General features: G+C 34.3%; 20 protein-coding genes and 2 pseudogenes. All 22 read right to left on the bottom strand.

Annotation, left to right across the window (positions count from 1 at the left end):
• Window positions 1–102 precede the first annotated feature (102 nt).
• Window positions 103–630 carry a PcfB family protein gene (locus tag WKT05_RS02455; RefSeq protein WP_340412761.1) on the bottom strand — a complete coding sequence of 176 codons (528 nt, stop codon included), beginning with the start codon at window positions 628–630 and terminating at the stop codon, window positions 103–105.
• 185 nt (window positions 631–815) lie between these two features.
• Entirely contained in the window at window positions 816–989 is a 174-nt protein-coding gene (locus WKT05_RS02450) for a hypothetical protein (RefSeq protein ID WP_340412760.1), read from the bottom strand.
• 73 nt (window positions 990–1,062) lie between these two features.
• Window positions 1,063–2,703: a MobQ family relaxase gene (mobQ, locus tag WKT05_RS02445; protein ID WP_340412759.1), complete on the bottom strand. Its 1,641-nt coding sequence runs from the start codon at window positions 2,701–2,703 to the stop codon at window positions 1,063–1,065.
• 332 nt (window positions 2,704–3,035) lie between these two features.
• Entirely contained in the window at window positions 3,036–3,326 is a 291-nt protein-coding gene (locus WKT05_RS02440) for a DUF3847 domain-containing protein (RefSeq protein WP_340412758.1), read from the bottom strand.
• A 331-nt stretch (window positions 3,327–3,657) separates the two neighbouring features.
• On the bottom strand, window positions 3,658–5,088 hold the full coding sequence (locus WKT05_RS02435) for a HAMP domain-containing sensor histidine kinase (RefSeq protein ID WP_340412757.1): 1,431 nt from the start codon (window positions 5,086–5,088) through the stop codon (window positions 3,658–3,660).
• Window positions 5,079–5,741: a response regulator transcription factor gene (locus WKT05_RS02430; protein ID WP_340412756.1), complete on the bottom strand. Its 663-nt coding sequence runs from the start codon at window positions 5,739–5,741 to the stop codon at window positions 5,079–5,081. The genes WKT05_RS02435 and WKT05_RS02430 overlap by 10 nt, the downstream gene beginning before the upstream one ends.
• A 124-nt stretch (window positions 5,742–5,865) precedes the next feature.
• The gene (locus WKT05_RS02425) at window positions 5,866–6,606 is read right to left on the bottom strand and encodes a lantibiotic immunity ABC transporter MutG family permease subunit (protein WP_016648566.1); all 741 of its coding nucleotides are present in this window, start codon (window positions 6,604–6,606) and stop codon (window positions 5,866–5,868) included.
• A 5-nt stretch (window positions 6,607–6,611) separates the two neighbouring features.
• Window positions 6,612–7,361 (bottom strand): lantibiotic immunity ABC transporter MutE/EpiE family permease subunit, encoded by a 750-nt coding sequence (locus tag WKT05_RS02420; RefSeq protein ID WP_340412755.1) that lies wholly within the window; start codon window positions 7,359–7,361, stop codon window positions 6,612–6,614.
• The gene (locus WKT05_RS02415) at window positions 7,354–8,064 is read right to left on the bottom strand and encodes a lantibiotic protection ABC transporter ATP-binding protein (protein ID WP_072469671.1); all 711 of its coding nucleotides are present in this window, start codon (window positions 8,062–8,064) and stop codon (window positions 7,354–7,356) included. Before WKT05_RS02415 ends, WKT05_RS02420 begins: the two co-directional genes overlap by 8 nt.
• 228 nt (window positions 8,065–8,292) lie before the next feature.
• Window positions 8,293–8,412, bottom strand: a pseudogene (locus WKT05_RS02410) (adenine-specific methyltransferase EcoRI family protein); the annotation flags it as partial.
• A 54-nt stretch (window positions 8,413–8,466) separates the two neighbouring features.
• Entirely contained in the window at window positions 8,467–8,847 is a 381-nt protein-coding gene (locus WKT05_RS02405) for a helix-turn-helix domain-containing protein (RefSeq protein ID WP_340412754.1), read from the bottom strand.
• Between the two features lie 3 nt (window positions 8,848–8,850).
• Complete coding sequence (locus WKT05_RS02400) at window positions 8,851–9,069, bottom strand: helix-turn-helix domain-containing protein (protein WP_340412753.1); 219 nt, start codon at window positions 9,067–9,069, stop codon at window positions 8,851–8,853.
• A gap of 117 nt (window positions 9,070–9,186) precedes the next feature.
• Entirely contained in the window at window positions 9,187–9,345 is a 159-nt protein-coding gene (locus WKT05_RS02395; protein WP_445323174.1) for a Maff2 family mobile element protein, read from the bottom strand.
• A 15-nt stretch (window positions 9,346–9,360) separates the two neighbouring features.
• A complete protein-coding gene (locus WKT05_RS02390) occupies window positions 9,361–9,609 on the bottom strand; it encodes a hypothetical protein (RefSeq protein ID WP_340412752.1) in 249 nt (82 codons plus the stop codon).
• 52 nt (window positions 9,610–9,661) lie between these two features.
• A pseudogene (locus WKT05_RS02385) lies at window positions 9,662–11,500 on the bottom strand (VirD4-like conjugal transfer protein, CD1115 family); the annotation flags it as partial.
• A 65-nt stretch (window positions 11,501–11,565) separates the two neighbouring features.
• Window positions 11,566–15,042, bottom strand: a complete 3,477-nt coding sequence (locus WKT05_RS02380) for a stalk domain-containing protein (protein WP_108831238.1) — start codon at window positions 15,040–15,042, stop codon at window positions 11,566–11,568.
• A gap of 59 nt (window positions 15,043–15,101) precedes the next feature.
• Complete coding sequence (locus WKT05_RS02375) at window positions 15,102–15,599, bottom strand: hypothetical protein (RefSeq protein WP_108831237.1); 498 nt, start codon at window positions 15,597–15,599, stop codon at window positions 15,102–15,104.
• Between the two features lie 8 nt (window positions 15,600–15,607).
• Entirely contained in the window at window positions 15,608–15,919 is a 312-nt protein-coding gene (locus tag WKT05_RS02370) for a hypothetical protein (RefSeq protein ID WP_108831236.1), read from the bottom strand.
• A 466-nt stretch (window positions 15,920–16,385) separates the two neighbouring features.
• Window positions 16,386–16,967 carry a replicative helicase loader/inhibitor gene (locus tag WKT05_RS02365; RefSeq protein ID WP_159082043.1) on the bottom strand — a complete coding sequence of 194 codons (582 nt, stop codon included), beginning with the start codon at window positions 16,965–16,967 and terminating at the stop codon, window positions 16,386–16,388.
• Window positions 16,964–17,956 (bottom strand): hypothetical protein, encoded by a 993-nt coding sequence (locus tag WKT05_RS02360; protein ID WP_108831234.1) that lies wholly within the window; start codon window positions 17,954–17,956, stop codon window positions 16,964–16,966. The genes WKT05_RS02365 and WKT05_RS02360 overlap by 4 nt, the downstream gene beginning before the upstream one ends.
• Before the next feature lie 14 nt (window positions 17,957–17,970).
• Window positions 17,971–18,291, bottom strand: coding sequence for a hypothetical protein (locus tag WKT05_RS02355; RefSeq protein ID WP_108831233.1), 321 nt, complete (start codon window positions 18,289–18,291; stop codon window positions 17,971–17,973).
• Between the two features lie 191 nt (window positions 18,292–18,482).
• Window positions 18,483–18,728 carry a helix-turn-helix domain-containing protein gene (locus WKT05_RS02350; RefSeq protein ID WP_108831232.1) on the bottom strand — a complete coding sequence of 82 codons (246 nt, stop codon included), beginning with the start codon at window positions 18,726–18,728 and terminating at the stop codon, window positions 18,483–18,485.
• Between the last annotated feature and the right edge of the window lie 114 nt (window positions 18,729–18,842).

Raw genomic sequence — 18,842 nt, 5'->3', positions numbered from 1 at the left:
ATCTGTTCCTTTCTTGATTTTCGATAATCGAAATTCTTGATTTCCGATTTTCGGAAGTCTTTTTATTATGGTTATTTAAGGGTGTAACTTTTCGTTACTCCCTTAGATTTCTCTGGTCATATCTTTTTTGCTTGGTTTTACTTTTTCTTTTACTTTTCTTTTGACTTTCTCTTTTGTCTTTTCCTTTTTATTGGATAGGTCTTTGTATTTCTTTATTTGTTTTAGGATACTTTCTTTTTCTTTTTTATTTTCCTTGGCTATGACTTGCTTAAAGGCATATTCCATTACTTTTATGTCTTTGGCTTGGAAGAATACTTCATAATTTTTGCTTTCTTTATTTTTCATTACTGAAAAACTTACTCCTAGTTTATTTAGTTCTTTTTTTAAGTCTTTGAGGTCGCTTTGATCTATGCTTATATTTTCTAGTTGTCCTCTTTTGTAGAGATCTTTTATTTTCATTTCATCGCCCATAAGGCTTTTGATGTTTCCATTTGCTTTTTCTAAAGTATCATTCATCTTTTTTCTTATTTCTTTGTCTAAGTTGATTGATTCTTTTGCTGCCTTTATTGTGTATGTTATTATAGTTTGTGCTGCTTGACCTGCTTCTTTGCTTATTTCTTCGTTTATCATGTTTTCTTTCTCCTTTGTTTGAATTAAAAAAAGGGAAGTATAGGCTTTAATTTTTCTATACTTCCCTTTGATTGTTTTTATTTTATTGTTGTTGATGGTGGAATACTTTATTTTGATGTTTTTATATATTTCTTAGGTATTTGTACCTTTTATACTTTCAAATAGCTTACAATACCTTTCCACCTTTAGTAGTTTGTGTGTGTTCTTTTGTCTGATAGATAGTTTTTCATGTTGGAATATATAATCTGTATTTCTTCATTGTTCATTACTTTTATTTCTTCTGTGCTTTTGTATGTTTTGTATGTTCCATCTTGATCTGCTTTTATGAGTTCATCTATTAGCTCTTGCCTTTTATTCATCTCTATTACCTCCTAGATCTGCCTTTATTTTCTTGGTCATATTATAGCTTGGATAAGATATTTTTACCAGGTCTTATCTTTCTTGATCCATTTTCTTGTTTTTCATCATTTCTCTGTATTCATTATCTTTAATAACTTGGTCTTGGAATTTTTTAATCTGTGCTATTACACTTGGTTTTTCACCTTGTTTTATAAGCTTATCTATTTCTATTGATAAGTCTATGCCAAGTTCTTTGTTTACAAAATCTACTGAATATTTTATATGATTAATTTCCTGGTATTCATCTTTTATCTTGTCTTTTTCTTTATTTATTTCTTCAAGCTTTCCCATTAACAGATTTTTTTCTTCATTCCATTTTTTAGGACTTAGTTTTTCCTTATCTGATAGGAGTTTTTTTAATTTCTCGCTTACTACCTTATATTGGTCTATATCTTTCTTATGTTTATTATAAAATGCGTCTTTTGTGAATATATTTTTCTTTTGATATTCTTCATAAACTTCTATTTTGGCTTTGTAGATTTCATAGTATAAAATTTTCTTTTCTACATCTTCCATTTCTTTATGGATTGTCTTTGCTTTTTTATTTAGCCTATAACTATTGGACTTTAAACTTTCTATCTTTGTTTGTAACTGACCTATGGTTTCTATGTTATTTTTTCTTAAATAACTATATGCACTTGTTAGCTTTTTGAAGTCATATTTTTCTTTATTAGTTTTTGCATATCCTTTTAGATATTTACTTTTTTCTTTTTGAATTTCTGAATAAGTTAGTAGATAATTTGTTAGATTGAAAAGTTTAGGGTTGTCTATTACCTTATCTCTTTCTATATCCTTAAATTTTTCATAAGCAGTAGATAAGTTATCTAATAAATTTCCTATCCAACCCTTTAATGTTTTTATCTCTTCTTTTATTGTTTTTACAAGTTGATTGTATTTTCTTATTTCTCTATTGTAGTTTCCTTTGTCAGTTTCTATTCCCTTTCTTTCCATTGCACTTGCTGCTGATCCTAAGTGGATTGTCGGTAGATAATCTGAATTTTGTCTTTTAAAACTCCTATGGTCTACTCTTTTTTCTATCTTGTTTTTTGCTAGATATTCATTGCAAAGGTCTGAAAAGTTTTCTCTCCATTTTTCTACATTGCCCTTATCATTCCAAGTTGTTAGTTCTACTTTTCTTGTCTTAGGTTTTCCATTTTTGTTTAATACTTTTTCTCCTTTTTCATCTAGGATATATTCTTTTTTTGACTTTGCTAAGAACTCTCCTTTTTCGTTTATGGGTCGCATTATGGTCATTATATGACAATGGATATTTCCATTTTTATCTTGACTCTCATCATGGATTGCATAATCTACTATCATTCCTTGTGATGTTAGATTTTCTTTTATAAATCTTTCAACTAGGTTTTTATTTTCACTTAAAGATAATTCTTTTGGTAGTCCTATTATGAATTGCCTTGCTAGTTGTGCATTAGAATTTTTTTCTGCCATTTCTACTTTATTCCATAAGGTAGACCTATCATTAAATTCTTTTGGTATATGATCAGGCAATATTATATTTTTTACTAATACTTTTTCTTTTCTTGTATAGTCATGGGTTACTCCGTCCCATTCATTTTTTATTTTTTCTCCACTTATATATGCTGCACTTGCTACTGCACTTTTGCCTTTTCCTCTTGATATTATGTTTACTGAAAAATGAAAACTGTCTGCCATTTTATCACTTCCTTTCTTTCTTTGTTGTTTTAGGTGGAGGCTTAATAGAGTTGTATATCCTCTTTGTGAATGAGCGTTTTGAAATGATAAAATAGAAAAAGCCGACTACTGAATTAATTTTTGTTGTTTCAGTATGTCGGCTTAATTGTTACTTTCATTTCAAATTTTAAAAGTCAAGGGCGAGCGTTAGCGAGTTTATTTACCCTTGACTTTTAAAAAGCGAATGGTTGTTGGTCGCTTCAGGGGTTTGGCTCCGCAAGACGCAAGCACCCTTTAGGGTGTATAATTGCGCCCTTAGAAAATCTAAGGGAGATTTTGTTATTTTATTTTTATTAATTTCCTCTTATTATTCTTATTGTTTCTTTAAATTCTTTTGTCTTTGTTGCTTCTTCTAGTAGGATTTTTATTTCTTCATCTGTTAGTTCTTCTGCATTTTCTATAAGACTTTCTAAGATTGCTCCTCTTGTTATTAGCCTATGGGTTCTTTCTTTTCTTCTTTTTACTATGTCTTGTTTTAATATCTTCTTTTCTTGATTTTTTAGTTGCCTTAATCTTTCTTCTGTATCATCAATTTTATTTTTTATTTCTTTTGACTCTTGTCTTATTTGCTCTAATTTTTTCATACTTATCTCCTTTCTTGTAATAAAAAAGAGATAACATCTCTGCTATCCCTTTCAAAATTTCATTATTAAAATTTATAAAATACTCTTTACAATAATATTTGATATTTCTTTATAACCTCCTTAAAGTAATCAAACTGTTTCTATTTATTTTTATTTTACACCCATTTCAATTTTGCAAGCTATCGGTATCTCTATAAAAAATACTGTATATAGTCCAAACTCACTTCTTACTCCGATGTTTCCTCCCACATTATTAAGTATTTTTTTACTATTGATACGCCTAATCCCATTTATTCTTTATAACAGGAAAATGTATCGTTTTATTGGGATTTCAAACCTTTATTTTTTTAACTACTGGAATTATAACTTGTACACAGGCATATCCCTCTGGAGTGTTAGATAGATATAGTTCTCCACCATTTTCTCGTATTACTCTTGCTGTGAAATACAATCCGACACCTTTTATAGTTTGTGTGTAATTCTTTTTTTCAGAAAAGCCTTTGTCAGTTGCGTGGACTAAGGCAGCATCTGAAAAATGCGATCCAGAATTTGTGATTTTGTATTCGGCTTTCCCATTTGAAACGATAAATGTTAGATGAATTGATTGGGGTGAATGACCATGCTCACAGGCATTAAGAATAATATTAGTTAAGGCTTGATGAATTGCACTTTCCTCTGTGATTGTATAATCATCTGTATCTTGAAATTGGCTTTTCCACTCATTCCCATATTGCTCACTTAATATATGTCCTTCTTGATTTATTTTGAGATTTAAACTATCTAATGGCAATGATTCCTTGACTAGTTGGTCGTTATCTTCATGACTAAGTTGTAGTTGCAATCTATCGGCTACCTCTTCCAATCGATTCAAATTAAAAATAATGGATTCAGTATATTTCAATAGATTTTCATTCATTTTTTCTTTATCATTGTCAGATAGGAATAGAGTTAATTGACTAAGATCTTCTTTCATAAACTCAGCATTTGCACGAGCAACGGTCAACGGAGAACGATAATCATGCAGCATTTGGGTTGTTTGTTCTCTTATTTTATGCTCGCTATTCCAAAGTTCTTCTAATGTTGCTTTTAGATCAACACGCATGTGGTCCATAAGTTTCCCTAGCTCTCTAAACTCTGATATTGATAGGGAGGAAGGGACAGGTATATTTAGATCTCCATTTCCTATGGAAACAAGAGCTTTTTGTAGAGGTAATACATCTTTATAAATATGTCTGGTAACAGACTTTGCAAACCACATGGTTGGAATAAGAAGCGTAAGAGCAATTATGAAAATAAAAAGTGATTCTACTCTTGGCAGATGTGCATTTGCCCAATCTGAAGAATACAATACACCTATTCTGTATTTAAAGACGCAGACTCTATTATTGTATACAACCTTTGAAAAATAACCTTTAGAAAAAGGTATTTGTTTTCCATCTAAATAGTCTAAAGCATTCTCTTGATCCTCTATCTTCATATTTGAATTAATAACTTCATTTTCATTGTTTAGCTGAATGTAGCCAATATTATCAGGCACCCAAGTTGAGTTGAAATTTTGGCTAGAAATGATTTTTTCTTTTAAGATTTCAACTTGTTTTTCTTCGTGGTTGGCAAAAGTATATAAATCATGTCTAACTCCATAGTTGAAACCGATAACCAATAAAAGAAAAAGAAAACAAATTATACCTATGAATACTAAGGAATATATAGATAATATCTTCCTTAGTGTATTTTTCTTAGAATATATATTTTTTATTCCCATTTGTAACCGACTCCCCAAATTGTTTTAATTGGATCAAGTTGATAAGTTGAAAATTTTTTTCTGATATTTTTTATATGTTCAACTATAGCTGCAGACTCAGATTCTGTCCAAAATCCACCGACTTGTTCGAGAATATGTTCTCGTGAAAAAACTTGTCCCTTATGTCTAGCTAAGAGTTCGCAAATTTCATATTCCATTTTTGTGAACTTGATAGTTTCTCCCTTTATTTGTATTTCTTTGGCATTCAAGAGAAAACGAATATCTCCAAAAGATAGGTAAGAATGATGAACACGCTCTTCCCTTCTTAGATGTGCTTTTACTCGACTGACTAATTCCAATGGTGTGAAAGGCTTGCGAATGTAATCGTCCCCGCCAAGTGCTAACCCCTCAGCGACATCTGCTTCTGTGGATTTGGCTGTAAGAAATAAGATTGGACAATCTACTTTTTCACGGACATTTCTGCAAAGTTCAAAGCCATCCATGTCGGGCATCATCACATCGAAAATCATCAAATCAAATTGATCGAGAGATAAACTTAAAGTTTCTTTTGCTGAGGCACAAGTATAAACAGAGAATTGAGCACGCTTTAAACTTGTTTCAATAACAGATCTAATTTGCTCATCGTCATCAACTATAAGTATTCTTTGACCCATATATTCACCTCTCCTTTCATTAAATTTAGTCTGAGCCAAAAAGAGTACTCATATTATGTGAGCACTCTTATAATTCAAAATCATAGTGTGATATGGAAATCTTGAACTTTTAAATAATTTAATATTATTCATCACTATTATCGGCTCTACCATCCCATTTATTAAACCATATAGGAATTAAAGTAACAAGTGCAATGGTTACTATGATACATATCAATAGACCATATCTCAGCTCAGCCGCAATCTTAAGAATATAATCTGTATGAAAAGTATCTAGAATCATTAGAGATGAAAATCTAGCTGCCCATGTTGGCGGAAGGTAATACCAAAACTTATCCAAAAGTCCAGTACATCCCAAAGCCCCAACCAGAATAAAAATGACTCCAGAACCTATTGACCATGACGTACCAAATTTAAAAGCGATAAATAGATGGATAAAAACTAGGCAAATAAGTGGAATAAGCATAAGAATAGTAGTCAAGACGTAGGATATGGTAATCATCTTTCCATACAGCAAAGCAAACCCAGCAACAGCAATGATTAAACTAAGACCTGTCATAATAACCAATAAAATAACAAGTGATATTAGCATTTGAATTCTTGATTTTCCAACACATAAAATATTAAAAGAAGAACCCGCACGTTGTTCCTGCTGAACAATACCAGTACACAACATGACAACCAAGCAATCCATAAATAAGGATAAGGCTTGAAAAAATCCAGATATATTTTGCTCATTGCTCCATGAAGAAACGGAATAATAAGCGATAAAAAGTCCTACACAAATAATTGGCCAAAGAATGGTTATATAAAATAGCGGACTTTTTACTATTTTATAAATATGCGAATGTAAACATTTCAACATCAAAATCACCTCGCTTCTGATTTTTTATAAAGGGTGGTGGAAACAATGGACAAAAGCATAGTCAGTACCACAGATGCAACAATTGCAATTAAAACATCATAAGATTGTGTATAAATCAAATCTTCTTCAACAGGCAAACCATTAGGCAAAAGCCCTAAAATAGAAATCATGGAACGATTTACCCATGCCCATGGGCAAAATATCCAATATGGTTTTAGTGCTAAAAACACTCCTGAAAAAGAAATAGCTAAATTGACCACTACCGAAAAGATCACCCCTAATTTTTTTGAAATTATAAAGCTAAAAGGGATTTGCCACATGGTTGTGATAAACATGACTATAATCCCTAAAAATATTGAAGCAATACTTAATTGCTTAATCTGATTAATTCCAAACAAACTAAAAATAAATGGTATACAAACCACAGCAACACTTAATAGAAAACATGAAAGAAGAGCATATCCTAATACAACCAAAAGTTTAGAACTCCATATTTTTCCTTGAGAAACTGGTAGACAACGGATTGCACGAAGTCCGTGCTTTCCGTTATCTATATTAACAGCTGTTGCACTGATTAATGCGAAGGTAGCAGGTAAAAAAACTACATAGTACCAGTTGAATAAATTCAAGGAAAAATAACCTTGTTGAACAATAGCCATTAGTGCTAAGCAAAGAGGACTAGCAATAGCAATTCTTCTTGTTGCAGTTCTTTTTGTTTTCAAGAACTCGGCCATTAATATATTTGAATTACTCATTGAAACCTCCTTGCTGATTACTAACAACTTTCATAAAAAGTTGCTCCAAATCCATTTTAGAATCAAATGCACCTTGATAACCTAAATGTCCTGATGCAATAATTCCAATATGATCTGCAATATGTTCGACTTCAGATAAAATATGAGAAGACAGAATTACAGTAGTTCCTTGTTGTGAAAAACCTCTAATAAGTTCTCTCAATTCCTTTATTGCAATGGGATCAAGACCATTCGTTGGTTCATCTAGAATTAAAAGTTTTGGATTACTAAGTAAAGCCAAAGCAATTCCTAGTCTCTGCTTCATTCCCATTGAAAATTGTCCAGTACGTTTTTTACCTGTATTAGTAAGACCTACAATTTGTAAAACTTCTTGAATTCGCTCTTCTTCAATCCCTAAAGCTATTGATCGTACACGACAATTTTCATAGGCAGTTAAGTTTGGATATAGTGGTGCATTTTCAATCAATGCACCAATTTCAGAGAGATTTGAACGATCCCAAGGATTATTATTGAATATGATTTCACCAGATGTAGGTGTAATCATACCGCAAATCATCTTGAGAAGAGTAGATTTTCCGGCTCCATTTGGTCCCAATAATCCATAAATTTTTCCTCTTGGAACATTGATATTAACGCAGTCCACCGCTTTTTGTTTCCCGAACTGCTTTGATAGATTTCTAGTTTGTAATATAAAATCATCCATAGTATATTTTCCTCCTTATCATTTCTTTACGTATGTAATTTTAGGAGAAAAAAATAAGGAAATTATAAGGATTTAAGAATTTCCATAGTAGGTAGTTATTGTCAAGATTTATCTCGCCATTTTAGTGAATTTAGCTATGATAGATCAAAAGTGGCGAGATTAAATACAATTAATCATTTATCATCATTGGAAAATTCAATTGAATCGTTACCACGTTTTATAGTTCTATCAAGAGCCAAAATTATAATGATAACAATAAACCGCTTTATATCTAAAATGAGCCTTATAATATTTCAACTCTCTTTCTATATCAACAAGTTGAGTATAGAATTCGTCATTTTTGTTTTTACTTGCTTTTTTTTAATTTTTATTGCTAGCTTGTCTACCCATTCTTTAATCCTCTTATACTTGTTTTGATTTACTAATCTCTATAACATCTTCAATTCTGCAATCCAATGCCAAGCAAATCTTTTCTAATGACTCTAAGTTCACATAAGAGTTTTTGCTCATTCTTGAAACTATGTTGCTTGTTATGTTTGCAGCTCTTTTTAAGTCTTCTTTGTTCATTTCTCTTTCTTCTGATTTTGTTTCAAGAATTATTGCTACATCATTCATGTTTTTAGCTAAATACCAACCATCTGGCTTATCTGAATATCCTTTAAAGCCTAATTGATTAAAAGTAGTTATTTGACCAGTCCCTTGATCAACATTTTCTTCAGCTTCATCAAAGCCTAATACTAATTTCGCATAATCCCTAACTTGGTCTTCTGTCCTTAAAGTCATTTACTATTCTTCTTCACTAAAATTGTCTTCAAAACTAATAATATCATTAGGCGTACATTGTAGAGCCTTACATATTCTTTCTAAATTTTTAAATGTAATTGGTTTATCCTTGCCCATTTGTGCCATAACATTTGTCGTAAGTCCTGCCATGGCTATTACATCTGTTTTCTTTAGTCCTTTTTTTGCTAACTGTATCCATAATGGTTTATAGTTAAGTGCCATAATATCCCTCTTTTTCTCTTTATTAGATTTATTTAATTATAGCATAAATATTGATTTCATTCAATCTTACATTGATTTAGTGATTTGTTTTAGAGAATTTGTTGTGTTATTCCGTCCTTATTTTGCCATAAATTGCTTAATACCTTGCGATTTTGCGCCGGGATTATCGTTCCCATAGCCTTCCAAAAGATTGATTACGCCCCACGCACCGAGACCGGCACCTAAAGCTACTACTAATTGTTGTAAGGTTGTAACTGCACTACTAAAAAATCCCATAATATTCTCCTTTATTTAATCTTTATAATAAAAGCAAACTTCGTACTCTTCGCATTCTTCATCTTCCAGTTCGTCCAATAAATCTTCCCATGCCCTTTCATAGAGCTTAATTTCAACAGTGGTATCTGCCGTTCTTTGAACAAACTTTTTTAGCTTTTCAAGAGCTAAAATGCCCATAGCGCCGACTGTTGTTATAGAGGAGAATGCTACTACCCCTACTGCAACGCCATAAGAAAATTTCTCACGCTGTTTTCTTTTCATCATTACCTTCTTCCTTCTTTATTCTGTCAATATACGTACTCATTACTTGTTTTGGAATCGTTGTTTTCTTTTTTAGATAGCTCATGCTTCTTCTATATAGATATTTTTCGACATCAAAAGCATATTTGTCGTTATAATCGGATAACTGTTTATAACGTTTATGACTTAGTAGATCGTATTTATCACTAAAAAAAGGTCTGGAACCACGAATCTGCAAAATGCACTTACCGCCGTCCATGACGGCTACTTCATCTTGCGTCATTAATGAGCGACCTGTCTTTTGATACGACATACCATAACTCTTTTCTCTTCCTCTATTTTCAGAGTCATTAAATAAGTCTATTGTCTCCTTACCTAACAGTTCTTCCATTTCTTTGGAAGTTGTTTTCTCCTTGCCACCCAGGAAAAGAGTAGTATCGCAGTTCCCAACAATGGTATCTGCTTTTTCTTTATAGAGGTCTTTTAATTGCGATTGGGTCTGAAGAATAACACTAGCAGAAATTCTTCTCGAACGAATCGTAGCAATTAATTTTTCGAAATTAGGTATTTGTCCAATGTTGGCAAATTCATCGAGTAAGCAACGGACGTGGACAGGAAGTTTCCCACCAAACTTATCGTCTGCTCGCTCACACAGTAAGTTAAAGAGCTGAGAATAAAGCATTGCTATAACAAAGTTAAAGGTCGTATCGGTGTCGGAAACAATAATAAATAGAGCAGTTTTACGGTCGCCGATTTTATCTAGTTCAAGGTCGTCGTAAGACATAATTTCTTTTAATTCGTCTATATCAAAAGGAGCTAATCGCGCACCGCAAGAAATTAAAATGGACTTAGCAGTTTTTCCGGCTGCTAATTTATACTTCTTATATTGACGGACTGCAAAGCAGTCTTTTTTCCGCTCTTCAAGTTCTTCAAACATGATGTCGATAATGTTTTTATAGCTTTCGTCCTCTTCACTTACCTGAGAATTGTCGATCATATCCACTAATGTTCCAAAGTTTCGATCTTTCTCTTCAAGTTCAAATACGATGTAGGCAATTAATGCACAGTAAAGTAGACGTTCTGCTTTAACCCAAAAGTCTTCTCCTGAGTGACTGCCTTCACCTTTTGTATTAATCATCAGAGTATTTACAAGCTTTAAGATGTCTTTTTCTGTTCTTACATAGGCGAAAGGATTATAGTGCATGGACTTTTTAAAGTTGATTGTATTAAACACTCTAATTTGATAAGCTTCACGCACTGCTTTCTTCTTGCCTTTTTTATCTTTTTTAGTCACAATCTTGCCACGAGCAAGCATTTTTCCCGTCTCCGTCAAAAGACTGCCTTTCGGGTCTGTTATAACGTAGGAGCTATGCTGTTGCATAATATTAGGTTTTACATAGAAGCGTGTTTTACCTGAGCCAGAACCGCCGATTACCAGAACATTTTTATTTCTCTCGAACTTCTTTTTACTCACCGGCATTCTTTCTTCCATAGTTAATGATTCTGTCTTTGTCAGAATAATATTCTCGTCAGGATCGCTGCTATTAATGTATGGCTTGATATCTTTATGATCTGCCCATTTCGCAGAGCCATACTCTTCACCTTTCCGAAACTTCTTCGCATTTTTAGCTTTCTGCCATACGATGATTCGAATGAGTACACTTGCAGCTAAGGCATAGAGTGTAAATTTTCCCAAGGGTATAAGTGGAATTTCAGTATTAAAACACATCGCCAGATTTTTAAATGCAAACCCAAAGGAAACACGATCGATTAAAAAGAAAAGTCGATTAAAGAAAAAGAAAAATAGTATATAGGGGAAAATCAACGCAAACAGCGTTTTCTTATTGACTTCTCTCAAATCCTGTATTTTAGAATCCACATAATCCTGAATGTCTTTTGAAATTTGATTGATAATATCCATAAATAGCCCTTTTTAAGTAAAAGAATAGGAAGAGGGAATATCCCCCTTCCCATCAAGTACTATCTTGCAATGTGAACGGTAACCGTTCTATTGTCTTTGTTCCACTCAATGTCTTGGTTAATACCGTCATCGGTATTGCCATTGGTTACTTCGAATACCTTCGAAATATCTGTTAGCGGTACAAAGATTCTGTCTTGTACGATTTCAGGTTTCGCAGAAAGTTCTACCGATTTTCCGCCTACCTTAATGGTCTTACCTTCGTCGATATTGATTATTGCTTCCATACCGTCTTTGGTGAAGGTAGCAGTTCTTGTTCCATGATCCCACTTAACATCAGCACCTAGTACATTTGCTACATACCGGAGCGGTAACATAGTTCTGCTGTTGCGAATGAAGGGGCTAACGTCCATTTTGTAGATCTTAGTATCTTTATTCGTTGCTTGTGCATATTTGTTGGAGTCAATCATAAAGACGTATTTTAATGCAGTGTATTCGCCGTCTTTACTAATTGTTTCCTCTTCAATCAAGGTTCCGCCAATTGCTTTTTCTACCTTATCGATAAAGTCTTTTAAGGACTTGATGTTTTTGCCGAGCAACCCATTGATATGCTTGTCGTCAAAAATAAAGTTTTCGTAAGGTTTCAAGGTTTCTTTTAAATCCTTAATCGCTTGTTTTACTTCATCATCTTTTGCATCTTTTTTGGCAAAAATATCTTTAGCCTTCTTAATTGCTTCATCGAGTTTTTTGTTTTCTTGTTCGCTTAGACGTTTACGATCAACTTTATCCGCTCTATCGAGTTCTTTCTTTAGTTCCTTCTTCAGTTCGGAAAGGTTGGAATCGTGGTTTGCCTTTGCTTCTTCACGTAGTTTAGATAGCTCTTTATCTTTTTCAGCACTTGCTGTTTTTTCAGCTTTCAGGCTGTCTTGAAGTTTTTTAACTTCATCGGCAAGTTTTGCATTATCAGCTTTTGCTTGTGCTAATGCTTCTTCAGCTTTCTTTAAAGCGCTTGCGTCAACGGACTTACCGTCGATCAAATCTTTAATTTTTGCTTCAAGGTCTTTTACATTACCTTCTAGCTTTTTAGCGTTTGCTTCAAGTTCAGCAATCTTGGCTTCTTTTTCAGCGAGTTCTTTCGCTAAACCTTCTTTTTCTTTATTCAAGGCGTCTTTTGCATCGTTGTTGTCTTTAATTGCTTTTTCTAACTCTGCGATCTTAGCGGTGTCTTGATTACCTTTTGCTTTTTCGTCGGCAAGTTGTTTTTCAAGGTCTTTACCTTTCGCATCTCTGCCGGCAATTTGATCATTCAGTGCTGCAATTTTGTCAGCAAGTTCTTTCTTGAGGTTATCAAGTTCAGATTTGGAGTCTAACAGATTTTTGTTAGCTTCTCCTAAATCCTTCTTCATTTCATCAAGCTTAGCTTGCAGTGCTTTAATGAGTTCGGATTGACTTCCGACTTTATCATTCAATTTACCGATTTCGGCTTCTTTTTCTGCAATTGCTTTTTTTAATGCGCTAAGGTTATCTGCAAGCTTTTGATTTTCTGCTTTTGCCTTTTCTAATTGATCTTGGAGAGCTTTCATAGTTTCGGCATCAACAGCTTTACCACTAATTAGATCTTTAATTTTTGCTTCAAGGTCTTTTACATTACCTTCTAGCTTTTTAGCGTTTGCTTCAAGTTCAGCAATTTTAGCTTCTTTGTCGGCGAGTTCTTTTGCTAAACCTTCTTTTTCCTTATTCAAGGCGTCTTTTGCGTCATTGTTATCTTTGATCGCTTTTTCAAGTTCAGCAATCTTCGTGGCGTCTTGATCGCCTTTTGCTTTTTCAGTAGCTAATTGTTTTTCAAGGTCTTTGCCTTTAGCATCTTTATCTGCAATTTGACCGTTAAGATTAGTGATCTTGGCTTCTAATTCTTTTTTAAGATTTTCTAAGTCGTTTTTAGATTTAGCAAGCTCTTTGTTTGCTTCTTCTAGATTACCTTTCAGCCCATTGAGCTTTTCTTGAAGTTGCTTAATGACTTCGTCGAGATCGCCAATTTGCTTATTGAGTTTGTCAATCTCAGCCTTTTTGTCATTAATTGCTTTTTCAAGCTCAGCAATTTTAGCCCTGTCTTGTTCGCCTTTCGCTTTTTCAGCAGCCAGTTGTTCTTCAAGTTTGCTAAGTTCGCCTTTTTTGGCGTTCAATTGATCTTCCAGGCTTTTAATTTCGGCATTCAGATCTTTTACTTTTACAGTAACAGCTTGACCGTCTTCGCTAACAGTAATGTCATCAGTAGAGAGTAACTTGTAACCAAAGAGTTCAGGAATTTCCGTCAATTTAATTTTACTTCCGGATTCAACGGACATTTCTTTTGTAGCTACAGTTTTACCGGATTCGTCAACGTAGTTAAGAGTAACCTTAACAGCTGCTTCTTTTACATTAACCGTTACGTCATAGTCTTTACTTAACTCTTTAAATTCGACAGGTACGTCTACTTCTTTCGTCGATTGATCTTTAAATGTGATTTTTGCTTTCGCATTTTTCCTTTCCGCCGGTAAAGTTACAGTGATAGCTCCGGTTTGCTTTCCAACCTTACTGGTGTCTACAGGAGTCTTTTCTTCGATTTTAACTCCTTCTTTCGGATTGGTAATCGCTTGGGTTAAGTCTGCCTTTTCGCCGGGCTTAACTGTTAATTCCTTGATTTCAGGTGTATATGCTGTACGCTCAGGTCGAGATACAACGTCTACCTTTGCACCTTCAGGCAGATTGTCAATGGCACCTTTAATATCGTCGTCGCTTTCTGATTTCGCTGTATTAACAGTCGGATCAGTCGGTGCCTCACCTTTTAAAACATACCAGAATCCATCTTTTTCACCATTGTTAGGATAGGTTCCTTTAGGAGCAGTAACATCTTCGATATAGTTAGATTTCGAAGACACCTCTTCTGCCCCTACAATTCGATATAGATCTCCCAAATATTCAGCATTTGGACTACTCTTAGATACTGTTACTCTTCCATTTTTTATAACTTCAACTTGACTTATATCAGCTAAAACAAAGGAATGCATTCTAATTTCTGGAGAAAAATAGTCTCCCTTTGGATAAGCGTCGTTGTCAACAATATAATCTGCACCAGTTGTATAAAGTGTACTTGGCAGTTCACCACTAACTGGACCACCGTAACTTGCTTCAAAGTACTTTTGATATGGTTGAGATAGTTTTACCATATTTCCAGGCACAATAGTGGCTTTTAAATATCCATCAACTTTAATACCCGGAAAACCGCCTCCTATTTCCCCAATGCCTTTATATACTCCATAGTTTCCATTAGTAGCAAATGATCGGATGTCTCCCAGTTTAGGTTCTCCGGACTCTGTTTTACTTACATTATATTTTCCCCATATATACTGTTTTGATTGAACGTTCTTGTTTGTACCTGACTCTACCTTTGCTCCTTGATTAGTTCCTTGAGCAAAACTTTGAATAGGTAAGCTCGGTGCAAGCATTAATCCCGCAAGTGCCAAACTAAGTGCTTTCTTTCGTGTAATTTTTTTCACCATTATTATTTCCTCCTTGGATAGTTAACTAATATTTATAATAAAAGGCTTTCGCCTGAATTTTAGTTTCGATTCATTCCTCGGTCTTTTTGTTTTAACTTATCTTCTCTATTAGCTGCTTTTTCTCGTAACTCATCACGAATTTCTTTAGCAGCATTATAGCGTTCTTTATAAGGTTTCCTGTCGCCTTCACGCTCTCGTTTTGCCTCTAAACCTTGATACGTTCTTTTCAAAACCTGATCTACTTGTTTAGTGTCTTTAGCGTGAAAGTACAGTCGAAACTTTTCATCATCAATAGGTGCAACGGCAAATTGAATACCTTCCTTATCACAGGCTTTTACTAATTCTTCTTGCAGATCAGTAGATATAACCTGTTCTTGATCAAGTTGACCATTCATTTTCTGTCGTTCCTCCCATATTTTCATGTCGTCATACGTGGCTTTTTGTACTGGCGATGAGTTGATATTTGTAAAAAGCTTTCTGGATAAATCCAGAAAAAACATTACTTTACGTCTATCATGCACACTATCAGCTAAGCCTTCTTGTATGCCCATTCCCATGAGATCACCTACCTACGAGTTATAATTTGATTTTCTTGCTGCCAACTATCGATTGTTCTTTTGACTGCAAGTAGGAAATCTTCCCACATTTCATCAGGATCGTCATATGAAGCAAAGTCTATACCGACGGTTCCTAATGCTTTTTCGTAAATTTCAGGATCAACATCATTCCACGAGTTCTTTAATTCAACTTCACGAATAAACTCATTTGCGGAAAGAGGTTGCCACTCATCATAGTCCATTCCTTTAAACGATACGCACCACTCCTTTGGGTCTTTCGCACTCTTAAAAACACGGTCTAACAAAAAATCATTAATCATCTAAATTCACCCTTCTTACGTCGTACAACGAGAAGTATTAGCTTCCCTCACTATCTATGCTATACGGACAAAACGCCCAAAACGGACAAAAAACGGACAAAACGGACAAATTTAAAAATACCTTTTAATGTAACGGTCGTGTATTTTACGGGCATAGCTTTCATCATTACTCCCCATTTCTCCGGATATCCGCTTCCAACTAGATTTGTCGATATATCGTCTTGTAAAAACATAGCGGACTCGATCGTCCTCGATTGTCGATATAAATGACTCAATTTTATAAAGAGATTCGACTGATTTATTCAGCCTTTGTGTTAATAGCTTCTTCAAAGCAGTCGTGTAGTCTGATTGAGTTTCCCTACCACGAATTGTTATGTGCATTTTCTGAAAAGGAAACGAGCTATTCGAACCGACGACAGTATCTGTAACCTCTGCGTCGAGATTATCTAGTCGTTCAGAAAGTAATTTAATTTCCCGCTTTAAACAGTGATACTGGCTTAATTGATCTTTCGTTAATGTTAAGTTCGGCAAAATCCTTGCTCCTTTCCTCATAACGTAAGCCGACCGGTAAACGCATAAAGCGTTCGTCTGCTTTTTGTTTTTCTTCCATGCTCTGATAGATCATTCTAAAGTTCGCTCTTTCCTGAGCGATATTTTGTGATAGGCAGCAATTTTGAAATCCTAATCTTCTAGCAGCTTCTGCCGTCATAGAATCTTCAGATTGTAGCCAATTCATAGCTTCAATTTCACGAGACGCACCAAACCGTTGTATTGCTCTCTGGACTAGTTGCCATGCCTCAGACCAATCTTTATTCGGCAAAGATTTGGGACTGCACAACTCGTAAATGTCGGATATAGCCGGAGGGAACCTCTCGGTATTAATCCAAAACTCAATAGCGAGTCTTCTTTTTTCAGGATCCAGTACCGACAATTTGCGATGCCACAACTCCATCATTGCGTGATCAGTTAAAAATTTATATTGTGGATAAGCCGCTTTTAGCACACTTAAACATTCCGCTACAGCCCTGTCGTCATCACTAATTGTCATGACACACCTCCACGCCATTCATAAAAGTCCGCCACTTCATCGACAACAGTTTTAGGTGTATGATTCATAGTATTTTGCTGATGAACCGGTAATATTCTTTTCCAACCGTTCACCATGGACTGCTTGAGGACATCGATCATTTCTTTTTCCGTCGAACCTATCTCCTTTAATTCGTCAAGAAACATTGGCAATATAGACGGAGTTATAGCAGCACCTAACTCTTTTCGATAAGCAATAAAGTTAAATAATGCGTCCTGAAGTTCAAAGTTTGAGGTAAAGAAAAATACGAGATTCGTAATTTCATTCTCATCTGATTCCTCGTTTTTTTCGACTGAATTAAATTTTTGACTTCCCCCGGCGATTTCTTTATTGGGGTTATTTATACTATGTTTTAGATTAATACTTTCTTTATCTCTACTTTCTTTATTATATAAAGCAGTCTTTTTGACTGATCTGGTCATTCCGTTTAACTGATTTGGTAATTCAGTTTGACTGATCTGGTCATTCGCTTTGACTGATCTGGTAATTCCTTTTGACTGATCTGGTAATTCATCTTGACTGTATGAATCCTCTGAGCAGTCATTTTGAAGACCCTGTTCATTCATTTTGACTTCATCATTTTGTGGCACTGGATCCTCTGGAGCTTGTTCATTTTCACCAAAAACTATTTTTTCGATTGCGTCGTAGTGAAGCTTTAAATATCTCCTTTGTGGAAAACCGTCGAACTTGACTGAAAGTATTCCCATATCTTCAAATTCTTTAAGTAGCCTGTATTGCTTCGATTGCGAGAAACCGGACATGTTTTCTATTGAGCTGACTGTTTGATAAAACCAACCCTCATCGTCGCCTTTTTTAGAAAACATCTCTTCTCCTTCAGCAAGAATGCTAAGAAGATAGGCTCTGTCTAATCCGAGAACTTTCAAAACTTTACGATTAATCGCAATAAATCCTGACCACCCAAGAAGAAGTTGTTTTAGGCTATTTTGCATATACAAGATCCTCCTTAAAAAACGAAAGATCTTTCTAATTCTTCCGCAAACTCTATAAGATCATCAGGCTGTTTACAGTGCAAGAATCTCCACTCTCGAAATTCCTTTGTTGAAATCAATCCGTATTCAACAGCTTCATTTATCGTGGCTAAAGCATCTGAATAGCTTTCGTACCACTTATAAACGTTATAGTCATCTGTATAAAACCACGTTTTACTTTCTCCGGGCATCATAATCTTTTCGACCGAATCATCAATTATTAGTCTCTCAATAGTAACGTCATCATAATCGATTGAATCCCAGTTTATTAAGTCATTTAAACAATATGCTTTCATATGACTTCCTCCAATTCATTCAAAGTCCTCCGGCACATGTCACGTGTCTCAATAAGGCTCTTTATAATATCTTCATTCCAATTGCATTTGCACTTGTCGTTAAGGGCGAGATCGACAGCGAAAATAACGCTAACCAGTTTTAGTCTTATATAGTTCGCTCTTTCTTTTGAGGTTACTACCATAGCCAACCACTATCTTTCCAAGTAGTCATTTAGAGCTTTTTTCGTGATAATTCTCTTTTGTGGTGTCACTTGCTTATAATCAAGTTCTCCACTTTCCATGAGGCGGTATAGCTGAGTCCTTCCGATACCGCTATATCTAGCAGCTTCTTTTACGGACAAACCATATTTGTTATTTTCAACTAATAGATTTTCTATATTTTGTAATTGCTTTTTAACTTCATTAAATCCAACGTCATTCAATGCAACTGCTTCCATATTTAACTCCTTATTTGTCGTTGTTTAGCATAAAACAACATAGTGATTTAACAATAATTTCAACTCGGTAACGCCAAAAAAGAATTAAGAAAAATGTACATCTTATTTTGCAAT

The organism is Peptoniphilus sp. HCN-40583, assembly GCF_037892835.1.
GTDB lineage: Bacteria > Bacillota > Clostridia > Tissierellales > Peptoniphilaceae > Aedoeadaptatus > Aedoeadaptatus rachelemmaiella.
The sequence above is the reverse complement of the archived record's forward strand: the minus strand, read 5'-3'. Positions and strand labels throughout refer to the sequence as shown.

Coding starts and splice junctions, on each gene's coding strand:
- WKT05_RS02370 (WP_108831236.1), bottom strand. CDS start 15,919: ATGATTAATGATTTTTTGTTAGACCGTGTTTTTAAGAGTGCGAAAGAC.
- WKT05_RS02400 (WP_340412753.1), bottom strand. CDS start 9,069: ATGGCACTTAACTATAAACCATTATGGATACAGTTAGCAAAAAAAGGA.
- WKT05_RS02420 (WP_340412755.1), bottom strand. CDS start 7,361: ATGAGTAATTCAAATATATTAATGGCCGAGTTCTTGAAAACAAAAAGA.
- WKT05_RS02365 (WP_159082043.1), bottom strand. CDS start 16,967: ATGACAATTAGTGATGACGACAGGGCTGTAGCGGAATGTTTAAGTGTG.
- WKT05_RS02390 (WP_340412752.1), bottom strand. CDS start 9,609: ATGATGAAAAGAAAACAGCGTGAGAAATTTTCTTATGGCGTTGCAGTA.
- WKT05_RS02395 (WP_445323174.1), bottom strand. CDS start 9,345: ATGGGATTTTTTAGTAGTGCAGTTACAACCTTACAACAATTAGTAGTA.
- WKT05_RS02425 (WP_016648566.1), bottom strand. CDS start 6,606: ATGTTGAAATGTTTACATTCGCATATTTATAAAATAGTAAAAAGTCCG.
- WKT05_RS02435 (WP_340412757.1), bottom strand. CDS start 5,088: ATGGGAATAAAAAATATATATTCTAAGAAAAATACACTAAGGAAGATA.
- WKT05_RS02440 (WP_340412758.1), bottom strand. CDS start 3,326: ATGAAAAAATTAGAGCAAATAAGACAAGAGTCAAAAGAAATAAAAAAT.
- WKT05_RS02350 (WP_108831232.1), bottom strand. CDS start 18,728: ATGGAAGCAGTTGCATTGAATGACGTTGGATTTAATGAAGTTAAAAAG.
- WKT05_RS02380 (WP_108831238.1), bottom strand. CDS start 15,042: ATGGTGAAAAAAATTACACGAAAGAAAGCACTTAGTTTGGCACTTGCG.
- WKT05_RS02450 (WP_340412760.1), bottom strand. CDS start 989: ATGAATAAAAGGCAAGAGCTAATAGATGAACTCATAAAAGCAGATCAA.
- WKT05_RS02430 (WP_340412756.1), bottom strand. CDS start 5,741: ATGGGTCAAAGAATACTTATAGTTGATGACGATGAGCAAATTAGATCT.
- WKT05_RS02360 (WP_108831234.1), bottom strand. CDS start 17,956: ATGCAAAATAGCCTAAAACAACTTCTTCTTGGGTGGTCAGGATTTATT.
- WKT05_RS02355 (WP_108831233.1), bottom strand. CDS start 18,291: ATGAAAGCATATTGTTTAAATGACTTAATAAACTGGGATTCAATCGAT.
- mobQ (WP_340412759.1), bottom strand. CDS start 2,703: ATGGCAGACAGTTTTCATTTTTCAGTAAACATAATATCAAGAGGAAAA.
- WKT05_RS02375 (WP_108831237.1), bottom strand. CDS start 15,599: ATGGGAATGGGCATACAAGAAGGCTTAGCTGATAGTGTGCATGATAGA.
- WKT05_RS02415 (WP_072469671.1), bottom strand. CDS start 8,064: ATGGATGATTTTATATTACAAACTAGAAATCTATCAAAGCAGTTCGGG.
- WKT05_RS02455 (WP_340412761.1), bottom strand. CDS start 630: ATGATAAACGAAGAAATAAGCAAAGAAGCAGGTCAAGCAGCACAAACT.
- WKT05_RS02405 (WP_340412754.1), bottom strand. CDS start 8,847: ATGACTTTAAGGACAGAAGACCAAGTTAGGGATTATGCGAAATTAGTA.